At 53.8% G+C, this 21,241-nt stretch carries 17 protein-coding genes; 5 read left to right on the top strand and 12 right to left on the bottom strand.

The genetic code is table 11. The features are described 5' to 3' along the window. Window positions 1-71 precede the first annotated feature (71 nt). Window positions 72-2,909, bottom strand: a complete 2,838-nt coding sequence (locus G9Q73_RS08600; RefSeq protein ID WP_177419418.1) for a cyclic nucleotide-binding domain-containing protein — start codon at window positions 2,907-2,909, stop codon at window positions 72-74. 201 nt (window positions 2,910-3,110) lie between these two features. On the opposite strand from G9Q73_RS08600, the gene G9Q73_RS08595 reads away from it, so the two are divergent. Then, window positions 3,111-4,667: a gamma-glutamyltransferase family protein gene (locus G9Q73_RS08595; RefSeq protein ID WP_177419417.1), complete on the top strand. Its 1,557-nt coding sequence runs from the start codon at window positions 3,111-3,113 to the stop codon at window positions 4,665-4,667. A gap of 106 nt (window positions 4,668-4,773) precedes the next feature. Here the strand turns inward: G9Q73_RS08595 and G9Q73_RS08590 are convergent, their stop codons facing one another. After that, window positions 4,774-5,337 (bottom strand): chalcone isomerase family protein, encoded by a 564-nt coding sequence (locus G9Q73_RS08590; protein WP_369408860.1) that lies wholly within the window; start codon window positions 5,335-5,337, stop codon window positions 4,774-4,776. A gap of 195 nt (window positions 5,338-5,532) precedes the next feature. Here G9Q73_RS08590 and G9Q73_RS08585 point away from each other — a divergent pair, with 195 nt between their 5' ends. Beyond that, the gene (locus tag G9Q73_RS08585; RefSeq protein ID WP_177419416.1) at window positions 5,533-5,949 is read left to right on the top strand and encodes an HU family DNA-binding protein; all 417 of its coding nucleotides are present in this window, start codon (window positions 5,533-5,535) and stop codon (window positions 5,947-5,949) included. 153 nt (window positions 5,950-6,102) lie between these two features. Here G9Q73_RS08585 and G9Q73_RS08580 read toward each other — a convergent pair whose 3' ends face one another. The 3 genes from G9Q73_RS08580 to G9Q73_RS08570 form a co-directional block, all read right to left on the bottom strand. Next, window positions 6,103-6,348 carry a hypothetical protein gene (locus G9Q73_RS08580; RefSeq protein ID WP_177419415.1) on the bottom strand — a complete coding sequence of 82 codons (246 nt, stop codon included), beginning with the start codon at window positions 6,346-6,348 and terminating at the stop codon, window positions 6,103-6,105. A 105-nt stretch (window positions 6,349-6,453) separates the two neighbouring features. Beyond that, window positions 6,454-10,941 (bottom strand): choice-of-anchor U domain-containing protein, encoded by a 4,488-nt coding sequence (locus G9Q73_RS08575; RefSeq protein ID WP_177419414.1) that lies wholly within the window; start codon window positions 10,939-10,941, stop codon window positions 6,454-6,456. Window positions 10,942-11,035: 94 nt separating this feature from the next. After that, window positions 11,036-11,656 (bottom strand): PEP-CTERM sorting domain-containing protein, encoded by a 621-nt coding sequence (locus tag G9Q73_RS08570; RefSeq protein WP_177419413.1) that lies wholly within the window; start codon window positions 11,654-11,656, stop codon window positions 11,036-11,038. Between the two features lie 259 nt (window positions 11,657-11,915). Here G9Q73_RS08570 and G9Q73_RS08565 point away from each other — a divergent pair, with 259 nt between their 5' ends. After that, window positions 11,916-12,515, top strand: a complete 600-nt coding sequence (locus G9Q73_RS08565) for a response regulator transcription factor (protein ID WP_177419412.1) — start codon at window positions 11,916-11,918, stop codon at window positions 12,513-12,515. On the opposite strand, the gene G9Q73_RS08560 is transcribed toward G9Q73_RS08565, so the two are convergent. The 7 genes from G9Q73_RS08560 to G9Q73_RS08530 form a co-directional block, all read right to left on the bottom strand. After that, the gene (locus G9Q73_RS08560) at window positions 12,486-14,216 is read right to left on the bottom strand and encodes an ATP-binding response regulator (protein ID WP_177419411.1); all 1,731 of its coding nucleotides are present in this window, start codon (window positions 14,214-14,216) and stop codon (window positions 12,486-12,488) included. The genes G9Q73_RS08565 and G9Q73_RS08560 overlap by 30 nt on opposite strands. Window positions 14,217-14,419: 203 nt before the next feature. Beyond that, window positions 14,420-16,258, bottom strand: coding sequence for a nitric oxide reductase activation protein NorD (locus tag G9Q73_RS08555; protein WP_177419410.1), 1,839 nt, complete (start codon window positions 16,256-16,258; stop codon window positions 14,420-14,422). After that, window positions 16,259-17,224: a 4Fe-4S binding protein gene (locus G9Q73_RS08550; protein ID WP_177419409.1), complete on the bottom strand. Its 966-nt coding sequence runs from the start codon at window positions 17,222-17,224 to the stop codon at window positions 16,259-16,261. Next, a complete protein-coding gene (locus G9Q73_RS08545; protein ID WP_177419408.1) occupies window positions 17,214-17,594 on the bottom strand; it encodes a magnetosome magnetite crystal formation protein family in 381 nt (126 codons plus the stop codon). The genes G9Q73_RS08550 and G9Q73_RS08545 overlap by 11 nt, the downstream gene beginning before the upstream one ends. An 11-nt stretch (window positions 17,595-17,605) precedes the next feature. Further along, a complete protein-coding gene (locus G9Q73_RS08540) occupies window positions 17,606-18,388 on the bottom strand; it encodes a CbbQ/NirQ/NorQ/GpvN family protein (RefSeq protein WP_177419407.1) in 783 nt (260 codons plus the stop codon). Between the two features lie 6 nt (window positions 18,389-18,394). Beyond that, window positions 18,395-18,679 (bottom strand): cytochrome C oxidase subunit IV family protein, encoded by a 285-nt coding sequence (locus tag G9Q73_RS08535; protein WP_177419406.1) that lies wholly within the window; start codon window positions 18,677-18,679, stop codon window positions 18,395-18,397. 7 nt (window positions 18,680-18,686) lie between these two features. Continuing rightward, window positions 18,687-19,274 carry a cytochrome c oxidase subunit 3 family protein gene (locus G9Q73_RS08530; protein ID WP_177419405.1) on the bottom strand — a complete coding sequence of 196 codons (588 nt, stop codon included), beginning with the start codon at window positions 19,272-19,274 and terminating at the stop codon, window positions 18,687-18,689. Between the two features lie 398 nt (window positions 19,275-19,672). Between G9Q73_RS08530 and G9Q73_RS08525 the strand changes: the two genes are divergently transcribed. Both G9Q73_RS08525 and G9Q73_RS19215 read left to right on the top strand, forming a co-directional pair. Then, on the top strand, window positions 19,673-20,668 hold the full coding sequence (locus G9Q73_RS08525; protein ID WP_177419404.1) for a LamG domain-containing protein: 996 nt from the start codon (window positions 19,673-19,675) through the stop codon (window positions 20,666-20,668). Between the two features lie 301 nt (window positions 20,669-20,969). Beyond that, window positions 20,970-21,241: hypothetical protein (locus G9Q73_RS19215; RefSeq protein WP_304956582.1), on the top strand; the 272-nt coding region annotated here is incomplete at its 3' end.

Genomic DNA, 21,241 nt, shown 5'->3' with positions numbered 1-21,241 from the left:
TACGAAAGATGCTGCTGCTTCTCCCGCTGGGCCCAGGCGGTAAGCGCTTCTCCAGAGAGGCGGTTTCGTCTTCATTTCACTGAACGAACAGACGCAGGTTTCAGCGTCTGTTTCCTGTGAGGCTGCCAGTGCATTTTTCTCTGTGTTCTGCCTGTTTTTCGGGCGTTGCCGCCGCTTCTCACTATGCAATTTCCTGATGCCGGCCGGCAGACTCCGCCTGTGTCTGCTCCAGTTTCAGGGCTGCCAAAACACCTGGCTTTGTGTATCTGCACTACCACACCTGCCAAACGCACTTTCGCACGCAGTTCATATTTTTCTGTGCTGTTTCGACCTGGCTCTTTATATGTTGCCGTTTCAAAAGATTCACGCAGTTCATCTGCAAGTTGTTTCTGCTGTGCGGCACTGGCCTCAATCTCTGCTTTCCACCCCTCAAGCGAACGAGTGGTTTCTCCTGCATGCGACAAGGCCTCAGCAACTTCTTCGTAGAGACGCTGTTTATCGCCTGCTTCGGCCTGGGCCTGATCCAACCCGGTACGCAAGGAGGCCAGCTCAGCCTGTTGACCAGCTTCAGATTCCGACGCGCTCTGCTGCAGATCCGCCAAAGCCTTCTGCAGTTCCGTTCGACTCTCTTCGAGATCCTCTCGGGCGCACTTCAGCTCTGCAACCTGTTGCTGCTCCGCAGCGAGACGCGCTTCCAGTTCCGACTGCTCCCCAGTCAAGTCCTGCTGCCTCGCCTCCGCCTCCTGCTGGGACTGCTCCAGTTGTTCAAGTTTTACTGCCTGCTGGGTTGCGGTCAGTGTCTGCTCTTCCAACAGGGCATCCCTGTCGGCAAGATCCATTTTCAGACTCTCCCTGGCCTCTTCCAGCCCCACCAGCGAGAGCGCATGTCGCTCGGCGGAACGTGCCGACTCATCCTTGACCAGCTGCAGCTCACTGGTGAGTGATTGCAGGGCTGCCTGCCTGGCCTCATCCTGCTCGACGCCTGCGTTTTTCTGGGCCTCCTGCTCACGCTGACTCTCAGACAAGCGGGACACCAAGTCATCCCGCTCACTATCCAGGGTCTGTTTTTCTTTTTCCAGCTGCTGCTTCGCCGCCTCGGCAGCAGACACCTGCTGCGTCACTGCGGCAAGCTTCTCCTCAGCCTGCTTCTGCCGCGCCTGCTCGCCCGCGCGTAGCTCATCCAACTGCTGCTGAAAAGTTCCCAGATTTCCAGAAAGTTCATCGCGCTCGCGGGTCAGTCTGGCCTGTTCGTCTGCCGACTGCTCCCGTAGACGATCAAGCCCCTGCTGCATGGATTGAAGTTGCCGCTCCAGCGTCGTCTGCCTGTCGGCACTCTCTTCAGCCCGGGTCTGAGCTGCAGCCTTGGTCTCCTGCAGTGACTCTTTCGTCTCTGAGAACTCTATCTGCAGCCCGGTCAGCTCCTCTTTCAATCGCCCTTGATCCAGGGCATTCTGTTCATCCAACCGGGTCAATTTCCCCCGCAGGGAGGTTATCTCTTCTGCTGCCGCAGTTTGGTCATCCTCTGCGCTGGCCGATGCCTCCTGCAGACCGCCGATCTTCTGTTCATGTGCTGTCCTGGTCTCCTGAAACTGTTGTTCCTGTTCATCCAACCGGCGGCGCGCAACCACCAATGCCTGTTTCAACAGTTTGACTTCAGTCTGACGACGATTGAGAACATTCTTATACTCCTGGGTTGCATCCTCCAACTGCTGCTGCATTTCGTCGGCACGCTGTTGCTCAGCGTAAAACTCCGCCATGTGGGCGCCTTCATCCGGCTGGCCGTTTTCAGGCGCGTTCGCCTCGATAGTTTCCCGCTTGAAGTCGATGACATTGTCGACTTTTTCCCCGGCAACGTGAATACCGGCAAGCGGAGCCACTACATCCCATGCCTGATCCAGCACGTAGACTTCAAAGCCTCTCTCCATCAATAGATAAGCCGCGGTGGCAGCCTGTCCCACTTGGTCGCCATGGACGACATACTCCCTGTCATTAGCCAGACTGGAGGCCTGGAAGCGTAGCGAGAAGAAGGGCATATTCAGGCTTTCCGGCAGATGCCCCGCCTCATACTCTTCCGGTGGACGCACATCCAACCAGAGCGCGCCGTCCTTGACTCTGGCTTTGGCCTTTTTATATTTTAGGGTTCTGGAGAGGGGACTTTTTACCAGATCAACGAAGTCCACCTTGCTGAGACGTACCAGCACACCATCGGTCACCATGGTGACGGTGCTGCTGCGTGGGGCGTTGGAGATGAGCGCCTCTTCACCAAAACTGTCACCGGCACGAAGTTGCGCCAACTCCACAGGCGGCCTGTCCTGCTCGGGCTGGCGCGCCACACTGCAACGACCACTGCTGATCAGATAGTAGTAATCCCCCTCTTCCCCCTGTCGAATGATGACATCGCCAGCGGTGACTGGAACCTCTTCCATGCGCATCATGACGCGCTGAAGGTTGGCGGGAGGTATCTGTTGAAAAATGGAGGATTGCAGCAACAGGGTCATCCAGTCCCCACTACTCTGCTCCTTGATATCATTGACTTCGTAACTTGCCTTCTGACTCCGCGCCAACATGTTGCTTAGCATTCGGCTGTCAATGCGAACAAAGGTGACCACACCCTTCGCCCTGGCGGAATGTTTACGCGGGAGCTGATGAGCCAAGGCAAAACGAGCCGTCTGGGTACCACTGGCAACAGCATCCACCTCCCGTTTGCCGGACAGCAGACCGACGCTGCCGGATAGCAGGTAGACATTCTGATGATCCGTATCGCCCTCGTGAAAGAGATATTCACCTTTCACTGCCTTCTCGACCACGATCCGGCTCAGCAGCTGGCCGAGTTGCTCGTCCGACAAGGTATTCAGGGGGACCAGATTTTTCAGCAGGGCATCATCTTTTTGTGTTTTCGCCACTGCCATGCGTTCGCCTCTAGGAGTTAAGTTCCTGTTCTGTTTGCGTTTACTATGCTTGATAGCGGCAAGATACAGAAAAGCTGAATAAGAAGGGGAACCCTATACCTATCAAAGCATGATCCGCTTTGCATAAGGTATCGTAACGGGTCACAGTTCTGAAAACTGACCAGCAAAAACAGTCTTTTCATTCCTGGAACTAAAAGTAACGTGCGAAAAAAAAAGACAACGGGAGGCGTAGTTGCAGCAGGTCATCAGGAGACTGCTAACGCAGCCCTACAGATCCTGCAGGAGGGGGGCAACGCATTTGATGCCGCTATTGCGGCCATGCTTACCGCCTGTGTGGCGGAACCCGTGCTTGCGTCGCTCGGTGGCGGTGGTTTCCTTACCGCCCGCCCGGTGAATGCCGAGCCGTTGGTCTACGATTTTTTCGCCCACACACCTTCTCGAAAGCAGCCTGAAGCCGCCACCAATATCTATCCCATTGTGGCTGATTTCGGCAACGCCAGCCAGACTTTTCATATCGGCATGGGCTCCATCGCCACACCCGGATTCATCAAAGGGATGTTTGCGATACATCGGGAACGCTGCAGCATGCCGCTCAAACTGCTGGCATTGCCGGCCATAAATGCTGCCATCAGAGGCGTCAGAATCAATCCGTTCCAGCATCTGATCTCCGGGATCGTGCAGCCGATTCTCCGATCCAGCAATGCCGCATTTCAGTTACACAGTTCAACCATCAGCACCGACCAGCTTGCGCAGGTAGGTGAAACGCGCAAACAACCGGAGATGGCAGTTTTTTTCGAACATCTTTGCCGGGAAGGGGATGCACTTTTCTATCTTGGAGAGGCGGGTCAACAACTGACCGATACCTGCCGGGCGTCGGGAGGGCACTTACGCCCACACGACTTAAAACAGTATCAGGCTGTAAAACGAAAACCGCTTGAACGACGTTACCGGCAGGCGCGCATCTTTACCAATCCAGCACCGTCCCTTGGCGGCACACTGATCGCTTTCACTCTCGCATTACTGGAATCACACTCCCTGGGCAACCATATGCCGGGCAGCGCAGATCACCTGAGAAGACTGCTTCGGGTTATCCGCCTGACTCAGCATCTGCGCACAACACAAAGCAGGAAGATAGAAAAACTGCTGAATGAAGATGTTCTACAAGAGTACCGGCAACGACTTCATAAAGGCGGCATCTGCACTCGGGGCACGACCCAAATCAGCATTTTGGACCGACAGGGCAATCTGGCAAGCATGACCTTATCCAATGGCGAGGGATCGGGTTATGTCATTCCCGGCACCGGCATCATGATGAACAACATGTTGGGGGAAGAGGACATTAATCCCTGTGGATTTCACAACTGGCCTGAAGATGAACGCATCGCTTCCATGATGTCGCCGACGCTGGCATTCCTTGATCAAGGACGGATCGTTGTTACGGGATCCGGTGGTTCAAACCGGATTCGCAGTGCTATCCTCCAAGTGCTATCCAATCTGATCGATTTCGACATGCCGCTGCAACAGGCCGTCGCTTTTCCGCGCATCCATTTTGAAGAAGACCTGCTCAGCATGGAACCTGGGGGAGATCCGAGGGTCTCCAGCCATCTCGTCACAGAATTCCCGCATCAACGACAATGGGATAGTAAAAACCTCTTCTTTGGCGGTGCCCATACGGTAATGTTGGATGCAGATGGCGAACTCATCGGCGCAGGAGATGAACGACGCGGCGGCGTCTGGCTCTCTACCAAGACAGTTTAAGGCGCTGGGGCCGGAGTCAAATTTGATGGGTGCAACAGCACTGAAAGCCCTGTTGCTACAATCAAATTTGGCTCCGACCCCTATGAAATTCATCGCTTCTACCGCATTACTTACCCAATAACGCTGACTTCAAACTACTGGTCACGGGTGAACCACCCAGCCAGACACTCATCAGCGCCTGGTTGAAATCAGCGCCGGGAATGGTGCCTTTTTGTTCACCGCGAATAGTCACTCTGGTGCCAAGACCGGGCAGGTAGTCGAGCAACACCACATCTCCTTTGTGCAGCGTTTCGAACATCGCATTAAAATTATCGAGGCGCTCTCGCAACGCCTTCATCTCATCCGCACTTCGATTATTGGAAAACCCATCCTTCCAACCGGAGCGTAACTTCTCCCTATCAACCTCGGAATAGACAATATGCATCAGCACTCTTTTTGCAACATCTTCTTTGATGATTTTTTCAGCGTCCCCTGTTTTTTCCGGCAGGTAGAGTGCGGCGACATAGATGGAGAAGAAGAACTTTTTTCTGATCCCAGCCCCATTCATTTGTAGTGTCACACCACTGCCATCCATATTTATCTGCTCAGGAAGCGTGACACCTCCCACATCCTTCGACCATACATTTGTGGCTGACAGCAATAAAATGAGTAAGCTAAAAAGTAATTTCACAATCGTATCTCCAATGAAAAAAGGTCGCTGTTAATGACGATAAAAAAACAAAAACGAGAAAAAAATTAAAGTTTTATGAAAAAATAGCGCTACAATCCATGATTGAATCCTTGCTATTTATTGATACATTACTATCCCTTAAAGATTTATGTGCTATTTTATTCTCGAATAGACAGTCCACCCAGGAGTTTCTCAATGGTCGTAAAAAAGAAAGTTGCAAAGAAAACCACGAAAAAGGCTGCAAAGAAAAAAGTTGTCGCTAAGAAAGCGGCGGCAGTAGCAGCACCTCGCCTGAAAGCCATCACCACCAAACAGACCAAAACCCAGATTATTACCGCAATAGCAGAGGACACCGGCCTCACTCGCAAAGAGGTGGCCGCAGTTTTCGACTCCATGAGCAGTCTGCTCACCCGTCATCTGCAACGCCGTGGCTCCGGTGAGTTCACAATTCCTGACACTGGCGTAAAGGTGCGCCGGGTTGTAAAACCTCGCACCAAGGCACGCATGGGCCGCAACCCCGCAACAGGCGAATCGATCAAGATCGCAGCAAAGCCCGTACGCAAAATTGTAAAACTCACTGCACTCAAAGCACTCAAAGAGCGGATTGACTGAAAGCTTCTGCCGCTATCGTTGCTGACGATAGCGGCACTCGTTCATCCCCCGCCGAAATCACTTCTTCAGAACCCAAACACTCCCACTGCTTATTTTGGCAGATATGCATAAAAGCCACGCATTCCATTTCCAGGAAATCAGTAACATTTACTTTTAAGGCATCACCGCAATTTCTATACCAATCGCGCTAAATCTCTCTACTGCAAATGATCTCTTTGAAGCAGCGTAAAGCACTTCGATCTCTAAACGCATCCAATAAATTCTCTGTCGATCATCGAGAGCAACCTGTAAAATTACTGGCTTCTCTTCTGATATCTGCTTTTCTTTCCGAGTTACATAAAGCTTATTTTTCGCTTGTGCGCTCGCCGGGCAGGCGGATGTAGCGAATTGGCAGCGCATTCAGAATGCAATGTACAAGTATGGAAATTTCAAGGGAAGGGTAACTGACATAGGGACCTGCAATGCAGGCCCCTATAATTCGGCTAACGTTGTAATGCGTTTACATTAGCCTCTGGAATGGCTTCCAAATCCTCTGGCACGACGTGACATAACCAGCAGAAAGAGCAGGAAAAGCCACGGCGAAGTGCTACCGCCACCACCACTACTGCTTTCAGGTGCCTCGGGATCACTACCTAGTGCCAGAGGGTCGACAATTTTCCCATCTGCCAAGCCATCCAGATCGAACGGACCACCATCAGTGAGCGTCAGATCTATACTGTTCGCATCGACCTGGTTCCATTGCGCGGTGGGAATCTCCGTGTAATTCCCCCCCAGATCCACTTTATAGAGCACCAATCCGTCAGGCAGCGCCTCACTGAAGGTAAGACGCACGGTCTGGCTGGCGCCTGGCGCAGAAACTGTCGTCTCGTAGCTGATTACACCAAATGGGAAGGCGACCCCACTCGGCGCACCTGCAATCGTTGCACTGCTCGTTACATGGCTCAGATTCTGGCCTGTGCTCTGAAGATCAACCGTACCGGTCTCTGCGGCCAAGCCATTCACATGAGAGGCATCACTGGCGGCATTCCCGCTTTCGAAGAGATCCAGCACACCGTCGCCATCCTGATCTGACGGATTCGCCGGGTCACCGACCTCCTGATTATCATCCACGCCGTCACCGTCTGTGTCTGTTGTCGTCGCATTCGGGTCGAGCCCGACATTATTCGACTGACCGATGGTCAGTCCAGTGCCTGAAGCTGCGGGCGCATCATCACCCATTGCACTTGGATTATTGACTGTTACTGTAGCCGTCCGGTTAGTCTCATTACCTGCTGCATCCACTGCAGTGAAGGAAAAAGTGGTGCTACCAAACAGGAAGAGACCAGGCGCATCATCGGCAACACTTACAGCTCCATCCACATTGTCTTGTGCCGTTGCGCCATTGATTAGATCCTGGATCTCCGCCGCAGTGGCATTCAGTCCGCCCAGCGCTGCATTACCAAACAGCGCCAGCCCCACATCGGCAGAAATTACCGGCTCGGTATTGTCTGAGACTGTAACCGTAGCAGTAGCGGCGCCTGTGTTACCAGCGGCGTCTGTAGCAGTGAAGGTCACTGTGGTGTCTCCCATCGGCAAGGGATTCGGCGCATCGTGGGTTACAATTGGAGCTCCATCCACGTTGTCAGCAACCACTGCGCCATTAAGGAAGGCGACTGCATTGACCACGGGAGTACCGTTTGCGTCAACAGCCGAAAGCATAACATCAGCCGGCGGTGTGACCACTGGATCACCTTGATCAGTGATCGTAATCACCGCAGTGGCGCTACCTGTGAGACCGGCAGCATCTACGGTACTGAAGGTTACAGTGGTAGCACCCAGCGGCAGTGGATCGGGGGCGTTGTTTGTTACACTCAAAGCACCGCTCACGTTATCCGAAGCAGATGCCCCCGCAATGAAGGCAGCAGCATTGGCCAGCGGTGTCCCGCTGGTATCAATCGCAGCCAGGGTGACATTGCCGGGCGGTGTGACTACCGGAACGCCTTGGTCGATCACGGTGATAGCGGCTGTAGCTGTTCCTGTATTGCCACCCGCATCTATCGCTGTGAAAGTGACGGTTGTCGTTCCCAGCGGCAGGGGGTCAGGCGCATTATGGGTTACAGTGAGAACACCATTCACGTTGTCCGTAGCACTGGCTCCGTTAAGGAAGACAGCAGCATTGACTGCAGGTATACCGCCAGCATTGACAGCAGCCAGGGTGACTCCGGCTGGTGGTGTGACTGCTGGTGCAGCTTGATCTGTCACAGTCACCGTTGCACTTGCCGTGCCGATATTGCCTGCTGCGTCAGTAGCGCTGAAGGTCACAATCGTGGCTCCAAGCGGTAGTGGATTTGGCGCATTATGGGTGACTGCAAGAACACCATCTATCGCGTCCGCAGCAGAAGCACCACTGAGAAAAACAGCGGCATTGGCCACAGGAGCGCCACTGGCATCAACAGCTGCCAGGGTGACGTTGTCAGGTGCCATAACCACAGGCTCGGCCTGGTCAGCCACAGTGATGGTTGCTGTTGCTGTACCAGTATGACCGGCGGCATCCACTGCACTGAAGGTCACAGTGGTGGTTCCAAACGGCAAGGGGTCAGGCGCATTGTGGGTAACCGCCACTGCACCGTCCACATCGTCCAGCGCAGAGGCGCCGCCGAGGAATGCCGCCGCATTGGCGGCGGGCGCTCCGCTGGCGTCTACGGCGTCAATGATAGCATCGGCCGGTGGAGTAACCACCGGGCCGTTCTGGTCGGCCACGGAGACCACTGCGGTTGCAGTACCTATGTTGCCTGAACTGTCGGTGGAGCTGAAGGTAACGATGGTCGGTCCCAGCGGAAAGGTGGCTGGTGCATCATGGCTGGTCACCAGGATACCGTCCAGATCATCTACAGCGGTGGCTCCGCCGAGAAAAGTGGAAAGATTTGCCGACGGCGTTCCTGAGCCATCCACTGCTGCCACAGTTTCGTCTGCCGGCGGCGTCACCACCGGAGGCACACTGTTGGGAACGATGATAGTGACGGAGATCACCGCCGATGCGGCACTGACATTGCCGAGCCCGTCGGTAGCAGTGGCCGAGATGTCGTGAAGTCCACCACCCAAGAGAGTCGTAGGTGTGAACGACCAACTCGTGCGGAAAGGCACAGTGGTGACAGCGCCCATCACAGTAACGCCGTCATACAGTGTGACTGTGCTGTTCTGCTCTGCCGAACCGCTGAAGGTTGGGGTTCTGTCAGCTGTCGATGAACCATTGATCGGTTGGGTGATCACCGGAGGCGCCGGCGCGGTCGTATCGAAGGTGACACTGACTCTATTACCGTCCCACCCTACGTTTCCCGCCCGATCGGTGGGAATGGCACGATAAGTCCGGAGTCCATCGGGCTGTGGCGGAACAACCGTGGTCCAGTTATCAACTGCATCGGTGGTAACCATCGCGATGGGTATCCAACTTCCACTGTAAGCACTCAGGGTAACAGTACTGTATGCCTCTGCAGTACCGCTGAAGGTTGGGGTACTTGTCCCAATTATATCGCGATCAACCGGAGAGGTGATTAGGGCGGTCCCAGGGCCAGTGACGTCCACAGTGATACTCGCAGAGAATTCAGCACTCAGGTTGCCAAGGGCATCAACAAACTGAACAGCAACTGTGTTAACACCTTCGAGGCCCACTCTATAGTCAAGCGTATCCACAACAGGCTGGAATGCACTGTAGTTCCAGGGAAGCGTTCGTAATCGCATCTGAGCACAACCCGAACCACCCCCGTCATCACAGGTCAGATCAAGGATTAAGTTTACCGAGTTGGTGTAATCGACACCGCTGTTGATAGAGATTGTACCTGTAGGTGGTGCGGTATCGGAGAAGGCTACTCTGCGCACCCGGTGGTAATCGGAGATGAATAGATTATCGTCTGCATCCAGCGCCACGTTGGTCGCTGCACGCAGGCCGGCGCTGGTGGCTTCGCCGCCATCACCGGAGGAGATGAATCTCCCATACTGATCCTTAGCGCCACTCCCCGCCACTGTGGTGATGATGCCGGTGACCGCATCAACCCGGCGCACGCGGCCGTTCCCATTATCAGCTATAAACAGATTGCCTGCGCTGTCGAAGTCGATGCCACGAGGCCGACTCAATTGCGCCCCGGTTGCAGGAAGACCATCTCCTCCGTAACCGGCTACTCCTGGCGTTCCAGCAAAGGTGGTAATAACACTGGTGATGCGGTCGATGCGCCGGATAACATGGTTGTTGGTATCAGAAACATAGACATTTCCTGCAGCATCAAGCGCCAGCCCCCAAGGAGAATTCAATTGCGCCTGGGTGGCTTGCCCGCCGTCACCGGAGAAGCCGGGAGAGGCCGGGGCGAGTCCGGCAAAGATGAAGGTAGGACCACCTGGCGGAGTAACCCAGATCTGGCTGTTCGTGTTGTCCACGGTGAAGAGGGTGCCCCCTCCGTCATACTCCATATCGGTAACAAGGCCACTGACGGAGGGATCACCCCATAGTGTCAGTATTGTTCCAAGGCTGTCGATCACACGAACACGGTGATTGAAGGCGTCAGCGATAAGAAGATTGCCGGACAGGTCGAAGCCCAATCCTGAGACACCCAAACCCTGCAATGCCGCACTGGTTGCCGGTCCACCATCGCCAGAAAAACCGAAGGTGCCGTTGCCAGCAATGAGGGTCAGCAACCCGGTTGTGGCGTCGCGCTTCACCACATGGGTGTTGGCATTGTAATAGAGATTGCCATCGGCATCGGTCACAAGTCCCTGCACTTGCCTCGCGGCAACCGCTGTCGCCAGCGCACCATTGTAGACATCAGTAAAGGACGCATCACCTTCACCATTCCCTGCCACCGTGCTGATGATGGCTGCCGAAACGTAAGCAGGAAAAAGAAGGGCAATTAGCAAGAGCCAGACAGGCAGTATTTTCGCTGTCCGGGAGGAGATCAACCGCAGAAGTGGGCTGAACAGGTCAAAGGATCCGGCACCATCGTGCCCAAGGGTCTTGTTTTTCATCTTCACATCGCTCTTTTTTGTTCTTGATTATTTCAACCTGCATTTCAGGAGAAATGCAGGCTTTTCATCTCTGTCTTATCGAACAGAAAACGACTTATCCCCGCAGATTGCGTCTGCCACGAGCAGCAAACAGCACTCCCCCAAGGAGAAAAAGCGCCAAAGTTGAGGGCTCAGGCACACTGGCCTGCCGCACCAGCCAGTGACCCATATCAGAAGCAGCATCTGTTGAATTGAACTGTCTGCCGCTATCCGTCAGGTAGAAGGATGCGGTGCCGTTCATGACGGCATGGTAGACGTAAGGGGTGTATCTTTTTGTGGGATCACCAGCCACCTGATCGGCGGAGACACCGCGGACATAGCGGCTGGCTCCACTTGATGTGAGTCCCATGACGTTATCGAAAAACCATTCCATGCCATCCACGTTAAGTCCGTGCAACTGGTTCAATACGTGGTAAGTCACATCGGCGTGATCCCACAACCCGGTGATCTGATCGTTGCTCGCATAGCGCCAACTATCACCCCACCAGCCACCGACGTCGCTCTCCACCTCACCCCATGAGAGGCCTACGGTTTCATCCAGGTGCAGCCACTGAAGTCCGGTATCTGAATCTGTCGTCCAGCCATTCGCATCATCGCGAATAAGCGATGCCTGCGTCGTGAACGTAGTAAATAACAGAGCGACTAATGACAGTGTGAAGACGATTTTTTTATTCATCTCTTTTCCCCTTTGTTATTGTTCGCGCCCCATCAAAGAAAAAGACCTTTTAGGAAACGCTTGAATTTTTTAATCCCTATTCACCGTATAAACTTAAATTGCTATACATGGCTGATAAGGAATTACACACAATTTTACAAAGCGAATAAGATGAACGGTATTGGTCGCAGGTACTAATCGATACAGACTTTAGTACGTACTTTGGGAGGTTTTTGTGCTATAAGTTCTACCTGGGGACGTTCCTAACTGAGCGAAAAACATGAAGATTATCCTGGCTGATGATCACTCCCTGTTCCGGGAGGGTTTGCGCAGTATGCTGGAACCGGACGCCGTCTGTTATGAAGCATCCAGCCTGCCTGAGATGCTCGACCTGCTTCAGGATCACCCGGATGCTAATTTGATTCTCATGGATCTCAAGATGCCGGGCATGGTCGACTTCCAGGGTCTTGATACGGTGCGGGAACGACACCCTGACACACCCCTGATCATCGTCTCCATGCATTGTGAGCCGGATGTCATTCAAACGGCATTGTCCCGCGGCATTTCAGGCTATATCCCCAAGACCCATAGCTTTGAATCCATGAGGAGCGCCATCGATCTGGTCCTCAGCGGAACACCCTATGTGCCACAGGAAGCGTTGACGGACGTCAATACCCACCTCTCGAAAAAAGCCAAACTGACGCGGCGCCAGCAGGAAATTTATGAGTTGCTCATAAAGGGCAGAACCAATCAGGAGATTGCCGATGAGCTGTTCATCAGCTTAAGTACAGTAAAAATGCATGTGAGCATGGTGCTGGAAAGGATCGGCGTCAAAAACAGAACACAGCTGCTAGCCGACAGCAGAAACATCTTTGATTGATTTCATCACATTGGCTATCGTCTGCCTCAGCCTCTCTGCGGTAACCGGTTTGTGCAGCAGGGGAATCCCAGCCTTGCTGATCTCCTGCAACTCCGCTTGGCCTGTATCACCAGTTATCAGAATAGCCGAGACCGCTTTTTTACTTCGGTTACGGACTATCTCGATCACCTCAAAACCATTTCTGTGATCGCGAAGTCGTAAATCGCTAATCAGCAGATCGGGTGGATCACACGCCTCTGCCATCAACGCCTGAACCTGCTCGGGTGACTCGAAGGTTCGGGTAATGCAGCCCCAGGTCTCCAACTGAAGCTGAAGTCCCTCCAGAATATCAACATCGTCATCCACCAGCCAAACCACAAGATCCACGAAGACATCATCATCAACCGGCGTATAGTCATCCGGCTCTGCCAATAGCACCTGCTCAGCCTCCCCCTGCGGTACGTCAATGCTGAAAACGGAACCTTTGCCATGCCGGGAGCGTACACCAGCCGGTATTTCCAGCAGGCTGGCAACCTGTTCAACGATGGATAACCCCAAGCCGACGCCTTTTCGTCTGTCCCGCTCCGGATTGTCCAGTTGATGGAAGGCATCGAAAATCGAATCAACCTCATCTTCCCCGATACCTCTGCCGGTATCCCATACCTCAAAGCGAAAACCCTCCCCACGTCTCCTGCAAGCCACCAGAATTCCACCGGAATCCGTGTATTTCACGGCATTGGAAATATAGTTTTCAAGTACCCTCTGGATTAAAATCGGATCACTGTAGATCCAATGGTTACATGGGCGAATGATTAGCCGAATGCCCTTCCTGATACACTCATCATCGAATTTCATTCTAAGCGGCTGCAACAAATGGTTCGCGAAAACGCTGGCCTTGGCAGGCGCAATGACACCTGCATCGAAACGTGACATATCAAGTAAAGCGGAGAACATCTCCTGCATACTGTCCAGTGCATTCCGTAAACGCGAAAGCAGATAGACCCGGTTATCCCTTCCCCTATCCTGGGACAAGCCACCAAGAAACAACTCCATCGCATAGAGTGGCTGACGCAGATCATGGCTGGCAGCGGCAAGAAATCTCGACTTATCGATGTTCGCCTTTTCCGCAGTCTTTTTCTGCACAACAAGTTCGCCATTGGCTGACTCAAGTTCAAACTGCAAGCTGTAGGTGTGCACCAGCATTTTGTGCAGCTCGATGGCAAACTTGATCATTCCTGCATAGTAGATGGCAAATAACCCGGCCAGCAGAGGATTCGCCGCTTCGGTGAACAGAAATACGGCCAGCGACTGCAGAAGAATCGGGGTCACCAAACAAAAGTAGATGGGTAAGATTGCAGCCAGATTAATGGCGCCTGCAAAGATACCCAGCATCGGCATGAGGACAATGAAGGCGTGAATATCCCAGGTGCCGGTCAGCAACCAGGTGAGCGACCCCCATAACGCACTGCTGATGAGTGTATAAACAATGAAAACAACCTTGATATATCCTATCTGACCTGGTGTAAGTTCTCTGCCTGCGTACCTTTGGGAAATGATGAAATGAGGCAGCGCCACTGCCTGCATGGAGAAGAACCAGAGCAGCAGGATAAAATGCGAATAGGCTGACCAGAGCCCGACCAACATAAGTGTCTGGGCGGCAGTGATCGCAATATAGGAGGTTTTCCTGTGCCTCAGAATATGCCCCGTCAGGGCCTGAAGCATTCTGGAGTCCGGGTGATCCGACATATCTCCTTCTCAAATACAGACGATAGAGGAGCTGTCAGTCTATACCAAAACCCTAAGCTCAGCCTACCTGCCAAACAGGCCTGATCAATCGCAGAGAATCGGGAGCGTTTGCCGGTTCCGCTGCGCTTGAACCGGACGACTTCAACTGGGTAACCCAGCCATTAATTTTGCAGAATATGTCAATTGGAGGTCAAGCGAACATAGAGCAGCGGCAACTCTCTCGGCAAGTCGGAAGGTTGCCGGATCAACACATAATTTCCCTGGCCAAAGAGGTGGGGCAGATAATCACCCGCCTGTTTGTCAATGGTAATACAGAAGGGATGCAGGCCTGCTTTACGTGCTTCCATGACTGCCATACGGGTGTCTTCAGCACCAAAACGACCCTCATATTTATCCAGGTCATTGGGTTTGCCGTCTGTAAGAATCAATAACAACCGCCGTTCTGAAGACTGAGTTTCGAGCAACCTGGTGCTCTGACGAATCGCCGCACCCAGCCGGGTATAGTAACCCGGCTTGATGGCATTGATGCGGCCACGCACATTGGCGTTGTAGTTTTCATCAAAGGTCTTCAACTGATGAAAACGAATAGGATCACGCTTGCGGGATGAAAACCCATACATTGCAAAACGGTCACCGGTGGCGGCAAGACTTTCAGCAAAGAGGAATAGACTGTCGCGAATGACATCGATCACACGGGCATGGTTATTCACCCAGGTGTCTGTGGAGAGCGAAAGATCCGCCAACAGCAGACAGGAGAGATCGCGGGAACCGACACGCAGACTCCGATATAAACCATCACTGGTAGATGCCTGTCCGATCTCCCTGTCGGTGGAGAAACGCAGGTAGGCATCCAGGTCGATCTCGCTGCCATCCTGCTGATTTCGATGCCAGATGCGGGCCGGGGCAAGCTGTTGAAACTGGGCACGCAGTTTTCTCGCAGTTCGTCGCAGATTATCCGGCAGCGCCATCGGCTCTGCATTGGCCGCGACCATGGGAACCACACGACAGAGATCGGGTATCAGTTGCCCTTTTTTATAGTCCCATTCAGGCAGCAGAACCCCTTCGTTCAATATCAGATCGTCTTCAGAGGCCGCAGGAAGATCGAGATCGAAACGCAGTTTGCTGGTGGACGCCTTGGCATCCCGACTGACGCTCATCACTTCCATATCTTTAGCCGCATCTGCCGCACTATCCAAGTCGTCATTCTCTTCAGAGCTACGGTCCAGATTGAGGAAATCGCCCCAGGTGAAGATCGTCTCCATGCGGATGGTGATCAGCCCACGATCCTTGCCTTTGAGCTTTTCAGCCCGCTCACCCTGCCGCCGCTCCTCCTCTTCAAGATCCTTGATCTCACCCCGTCCGGCAGCACCTGGCTCTTCATTGTCATTGGCGATATCGGTCGCAACAATCGGGGGGAAGGGATGTAACCAGAGCGGAACCGGCTGCGGAGGACGTTTGGCCTGGGGAAGCCTCTCCACACTCCCCGGTTCGATCAGCGCCTGACGGATCGCCGCCTCCTGTGCAATTTCCGCAACGAGCCGCTTGTCGGGATGAATCCGCTGTTCCAGATGCGCCTCAACCAACCGCAGATAACGTGCGCGCAAGCCAGGATAACGGGCCAGGGTTTCCACCGTCAGCCGCTGGTTTTTACTGAACCAGGGCTCCTCTTCCTGATGATCTCCCACGGCCAGGGCCGCCAGCCAGATGTAAAGATCACGATTGAGACGGGTCGATGAAAAATAGTCTATAACCGCCGGCAGGTGCAAGGAGTTTTCATCCCGCCAGGCGAGCTCCATCCGCTTGCTGTCACCGGCGATACGGTGCAGCAGACTACGCCGCGCTCCGTGTTCACTGGCGTGGGCCGCCTCGACCTGCAGACCCCCATCACCGCCGAGAGCTCGAAAGAGAATTCCGACGGTGGTGTGGATCTCATTCAGTCTCACTGCCGCTTCCGGATGACGGGTCTGCGCCATCCGGGTAATCAAACGATGCCAGAGTTCACCGACTTTCTCTTCCACTTATGAGACTTCCTGAAGGTCGTTATCTGACGAGCCGGTTTCTGCAGTTGCCGGACGACCGGTTGCAACCGTAATGGCCGCTTCATCCGTCACCCAATGCAGCAGGGTTTTCTGGCGCAGTGGCGCCTGAACCTGCTCACAGGCGGAGATGCACTGAGCACACTCAGTGCAGGTAAACATGCGCCGTTTGATAGTGCGCGGTTTCAGACGCATCGGACAGATGTTGTCACAGGCGTTGCTGCAGTCACCGCAGAGTCGCGCGCGGTTCCTGTCAAACCCCACCACCATGCCGCGATCATTGGCCATCCAGGCAAGACTCTGAAAAAGCCCGATGGCGCAGCCGAAGCGGCAAAAGAGGTGACGTGCAAACATGAACTCGATAAACAGCAACAGGGTACCGACACCAATGAATCGCGCCTGATTGGGCGTCAGAGAGCCATGTAACAGATTGTGGTAAATCTCTGATGGCGGCAGCAGGTAGGTCAGCAACACCACCGCCCAGAGGAAGGCGAAGCCAAGCGCCGCAAGCCAGGTCAGCGGCCAGAATTTCTTCTCGGGTTTGATGATTGCCCCATCCGGTTGTTGTTCCGGCTGCGGACTCTTTTCCCAGATTGTCTGTTTGCCGCTGGCACGGAACATCAGACGATTGATGGTCTCAACCACGGAGAAATGGGGACAAAGCCAACCACAGTAGAGACGGCCATAGCGGAGGGCAATCCAGATCAGCCCGCCACCAATCAACAGCAGTGGAACAAAGCCCCGGATCAGGATATTGAAACCCGCCTCGAGACCACTGATCTCGCCGGCAACCAGCTCATCCAGTCCAAGGGTCCAGTGCATGCCAAGAAAAAGGAAGTGGTTCAGGTTCAGATCGAAGCGAAACAGGTCGAGGGGCGGCGCGAGTACAAACAGGCTAAAGAAACCCGCCTGAAACCAGGAACGCAGGCGCTGGCGCTCAACGCGCATATTTGCGTCCGATCAGCGGGTATCGGTATTGCTGCCCGGACATCGCCTTGATCAACGCCATCAAACCGGGAATCAGAAACAGGGGCACGACCGCAATGAAGTAGACCTCGAAGATAATCAGCGACGAGATAGAGCCATAGCCGCCAAGGAGCAGGACCAACAGGTTGGCGGCGACAAAGATGCCGCTACTGATGCAGGCCCCGATAAACGCCTGGGGCAGATGGTTGCGCACCAGGTCGAATTCACTGTTGCGATGACGATACCTGAGCCAGCCCAGCCCAATCATTGGCAAAATGGGAAACAGCAGATTCAGCAGATAGAGTCCTTCGCTGATGATAGCCAGTGGCTTACCCTGATCGTCGTCACTCATTGGGGCGGTTCCTATATTCCGAAAGTAATGTCGACAACTTCCATCAGTGCTGCTGCCGTCTCCTCATCGTCGGTCAGGGGCTCGACCAGTGCAGCGCGACAGGCCTCGACCGGGTCGTATCCACCCAGAATCAGGGTCGCCGTGTAGACCAGCAGGCGGGTGGATGCCGCTTCTTCAAGGTCGTGATCCTTGAGTGAGCGTAGTGCGTGAGCCAGGGTGACCAGACGTCTTGCCAGTACTTCGTCAGCCCCGGCTTCACCGATCAAAATTTCCTGTTCCAGTTCGGCTTCCGGAAAATCAAAACTGACCGCCAGGAAGCGCTGCCGGGTACTCGGCTTCATGCCTTTCAGCAGATTCTGATATCCGGGATTATAGGAGACCACCAACATGAACTCTGCCGGAGCATGCAGGGTCTCACCCGTCCGTTCGATAGGCAGAATACGCCGATCATCGGTGAGCGGATGCAACACAACCGTGGTGTCCTTGCGCGCCTCGACCACCTCGTCCAGATAGCATATCGCCCCTTCGCGCACCGCCCGGGTCAGGGGTCCGTCACTCCAGAAGGTGCCGCTGTCACCGATCAGGTGACGGCCTACCAGGTCTGCTGCCGTGAGATCGTCGTGGCAGGCCACTGTGTAGACGGGCCGCCCCAGTTTAGCCGCCATGTAGTTGATGAAACGCGTCTTTCCACATCCTGTCGGGCCTTTGATCAGCATCGGTAGTTGATGTTTGTAGGCATGCTCGAAAAGCGCTATCTCGTTGCCCTGGGGTTTATAAAATGGCAGCTTGGTCAATGTGATTCAGCCTGTTGAGTAAGAGAGGTAAAAAGCCGTACTGATCAAAATACCTGGAATCAACAGCCAGATAAAGACAGGCCAGCGCCAGATTCCGCGCACCGCGCCCAATCCCATGAAGTAGTGACCCACCAACTGCCCTTTGATCAAGGCAAGAAACAGCACAGCCAATGCCACTTCCAGTCCGCTCAGACCCGCCTGACCGATCATGAAGGTGACGAAACTGAAAAACATGAGGAAAAGATAGACCCAGGTGCAGGGGCGGATACCAAATTTTGTTTGTCTGCTCATCGTTCCATTACCGCATCACATAAACCAGGGGAAAGAGGATCAACCAGAGCAGATCCACCATATGCCAGTATGAGGCCCCAGTCTCCACGCCTGTGTGTTCCTCTGCAGAGTAGCCGCCTTTGTGGGCCTTGACCGCCACGGCGGCCAAAATCACCATACCCATGATCACATGCATAAAATGAAAAAAGGTCAGGGAGATATAGAACATATAGAAGGTATTGGTGCTGAGGTTGATCCCCTCGCCGAAGTGGTGCGAATACTCACCCCCTTTGACCACCAGAAACACCACGCCCATTGCCAGGGCGGCAAGCAGCCAGCGAACACAGTGCTGTTTGTTCCCTTCTCTGATTGCGCTGACGGCACGCACCACAAAGTAGGAACTGGTGATCAGTGCAAATGTATTGATCAGCGCGGCCTGCCTGTCCAGGGTTTGTTGAAACTCATTGAAGAGTTCAACATTGTTCATTCGGGTAAAGGCATAGGCGGAAAAGAAAGCGGCGAAAACCAGCAGCTCCGCAAGGATGAAGATCCAGATTACCAGATCACCGGGCGGGTATCGATTCTGTTTTTCTGCGACTGCGACTGCTGCTGTCATCTGCGGATTCCTTAATGAATTAACACTTTCCAATCATCAAACGCGAGGCAATGTACCAGAGCCTGTATTGTGCTGCTTTGATAAAAGTTAATTCCCACTAAAACACTCGGACTTTCACGAAGAGTGTATTCACGGACTAATTTAATTAGGCGAATGCTATTCGGCTCATTGCGAACCTCCCACACAGGCGCCGCTTGGGTAGAACAGCGTTGCGTCAGGGGAGAGAGAGTAGGGTGAGATCGAAACGGAGATGTCTGGGAGCGCTGGATAGCCTCCCGGTTTTCCAAAACTCCTTACACACCCCCGGAGAACAAACTACTGTCCCTCGTTGACTCATTAACTATGTCTTGAAGATAGTTCGTGCAATCCACGCGCTATGCAGAGACAAGGAGTTAACAATGAGGATCTCCAAATTTACAGCACTTGCCACAGCACTGCTGATTTCCGGCATGGCGAATGCCGAGATATCCGCCAACCTGGTGGCCGACTACCCCTTCAACGGCAATGCAATCGATGAAACCTATCATGGTCATGACGGGACGATTCACGGAGGCGCCGCATTGACGTTCGACCGGTTCGGCAATGCAAACAGCGCCTACAATTTCGACGGCTCCAGTGGCTATATCGAGATCGGGACAAGCCTGGACTTCCCCTCCTGGAGCAGCTACTCGGTCAGTCTCTGGTTCCTGAATGACGGCGGTGGAGACTGGAGTAACAGTTATGGCCAGAAAGTCATCGATAAAACGGTTTTCTATCACGACTTTTACTTGAGTCTTGGACCTGAAAGCACAACAAGACAAGTAGGGGAAATCAGATCCAAGACCTATGAAGGCGGCCATAGCTACCTCTTCGATTCGACGAAGGATTTCAGAGACAGCTCATGGCACCACGTCGTCATCAATAAAAATGGCAATAATGGCGAACTCTGGGTCGACGGCGAATTGTCCGATACCTCTGAAGACGTAAAGACGCTCATCCCCAACCAGGGCAGATTGCTGTTCGGATACAGCCTTTCGCCGGATGGCTATCAGCGGAGATACTGGAGTGGAGATATCGATGACATTCGCGTCTATGACCAGGCAATCTCCGAAGTGGATGTAAAGCGCCTGCACATGGAGGGCGTTCCACCTGCAGATATGCTCACCGATGTGGTCGAATCGATTGTGACGCTCAATATCCAGGAAGGCCTCGCCAACAGCCTGGATGCAAAGCTCGATTCTGCAATCGGCGCACTGGATGACGTGAATACCGACAATGATGTCTCAGCCGTCAACAGGCTCTATGCCCTGATCAGCGCCATTGAGGCCCAGCGCGGCAAAAAGATCACCGATACGGATGCCGATCTTCTAATCGCTGCAACCCATGCCGTTATCGAGAAACTGTTGTCTGAGTAGCATTGAAGTTTCTAATAGGGCAAGCAGCCCCCGCCCTCCCTTCCGGGGGGCGGTGTTACGATCAGCCCACTTGGGGAAACTTGAGCCACTTCTGGTAGAATTCCCGGATTTCCTCCTGTCCAGATCAACGGTCAGCTTGGTCCAGCACCAATACCGATAGGATGGAATGACCACGATAAAGAGATATGTTGATGACTGAAATCACCGATATCGCCACATATATGACCGGGTTGGGCGCAAAGGCCCGTACCGCCTCCCGCCGCCTGGCTGCAGCCACCGCCGGCGAAAAGAACGCGCCGCATTGATCTGCATCGCCGACGATCTCGACAGCAATCGCGACGTGTTGATGGCCGAGAACAAAGACCGCCTGCAAACCGGTGCCGCCGAGGACTCGATGCCGCCCTGCTGGATCGTCTGGAACTCACTCGGCACGCATCGACTCCATGATCGAGGGGACTGCGGCAGATTGCAGGTCTGGCAGATCCCTCGGCGAGATCTTCGATATGAACTATCGCCCAAGCGGTATTCAGGTCGGACGTATGCAGTGCCTCTCGGGGTGGTCGGCATCATCCG

This window comes from endosymbiont of Lamellibrachia barhami (assembly GCF_011947365.2).
GTDB lineage: Bacteria > Pseudomonadota > Gammaproteobacteria > Chromatiales > Chromatiaceae > QGON01.
This window is presented reverse-complemented; position numbering and strand designations above follow the sequence as displayed.

What these genes read in the sequence shown, in the direction of transcription:
- G9Q73_RS08600 (WP_177419418.1), bottom strand. Translation starts at nt 2,909, where the DNA reads ATGGCAGTGGCGAAAACACAAAAAGATGATGCCCTGCTGAAAAATCTG.
- G9Q73_RS08585 (WP_177419416.1), top strand. Translation starts at nt 5,533, where the DNA reads ATGGTCGTAAAAAAGAAAGTTGCAAAGAAAACCACGAAAAAGGCTGCA.
- G9Q73_RS08580 (WP_177419415.1), bottom strand. Translation starts at nt 6,348, where the DNA reads ATGCGCTGCCAATTCGCTACATCCGCCTGCCCGGCGAGCGCACAAGCG.
- G9Q73_RS08575 (WP_177419414.1), bottom strand. Translation starts at nt 10,941, where the DNA reads ATGAAAAACAAGACCCTTGGGCACGATGGTGCCGGATCCTTTGACCTG.
- G9Q73_RS08570 (WP_177419413.1), bottom strand. Translation starts at nt 11,656, where the DNA reads ATGAATAAAAAAATCGTCTTCACACTGTCATTAGTCGCTCTGTTATTT.
- G9Q73_RS08565 (WP_177419412.1), top strand. Translation starts at nt 11,916, where the DNA reads ATGAAGATTATCCTGGCTGATGATCACTCCCTGTTCCGGGAGGGTTTG.
- G9Q73_RS08560 (WP_177419411.1), bottom strand. Translation starts at nt 14,216, where the DNA reads ATGCTTCAGGCCCTGACGGGGCATATTCTGAGGCACAGGAAAACCTCC.
- G9Q73_RS08550 (WP_177419409.1), bottom strand. Translation starts at nt 17,224, where the DNA reads ATGCGCGTTGAGCGCCAGCGCCTGCGTTCCTGGTTTCAGGCGGGTTTC.
- G9Q73_RS08545 (WP_177419408.1), bottom strand. Translation starts at nt 17,594, where the DNA reads ATGAGTGACGACGATCAGGGTAAGCCACTGGCTATCATCAGCGAAGGA.
- G9Q73_RS08535 (WP_177419406.1), bottom strand. Translation starts at nt 18,679, where the DNA reads ATGAGCAGACAAACAAAATTTGGTATCCGCCCCTGCACCTGGGTCTAT.
- G9Q73_RS08530 (WP_177419405.1), bottom strand. Translation starts at nt 19,274, where the DNA reads ATGACAGCAGCAGTCGCAGTCGCAGAAAAACAGAATCGATACCCGCCC.
- G9Q73_RS08525 (WP_177419404.1), top strand. Translation starts at nt 19,673, where the DNA reads ATGAGGATCTCCAAATTTACAGCACTTGCCACAGCACTGCTGATTTCC.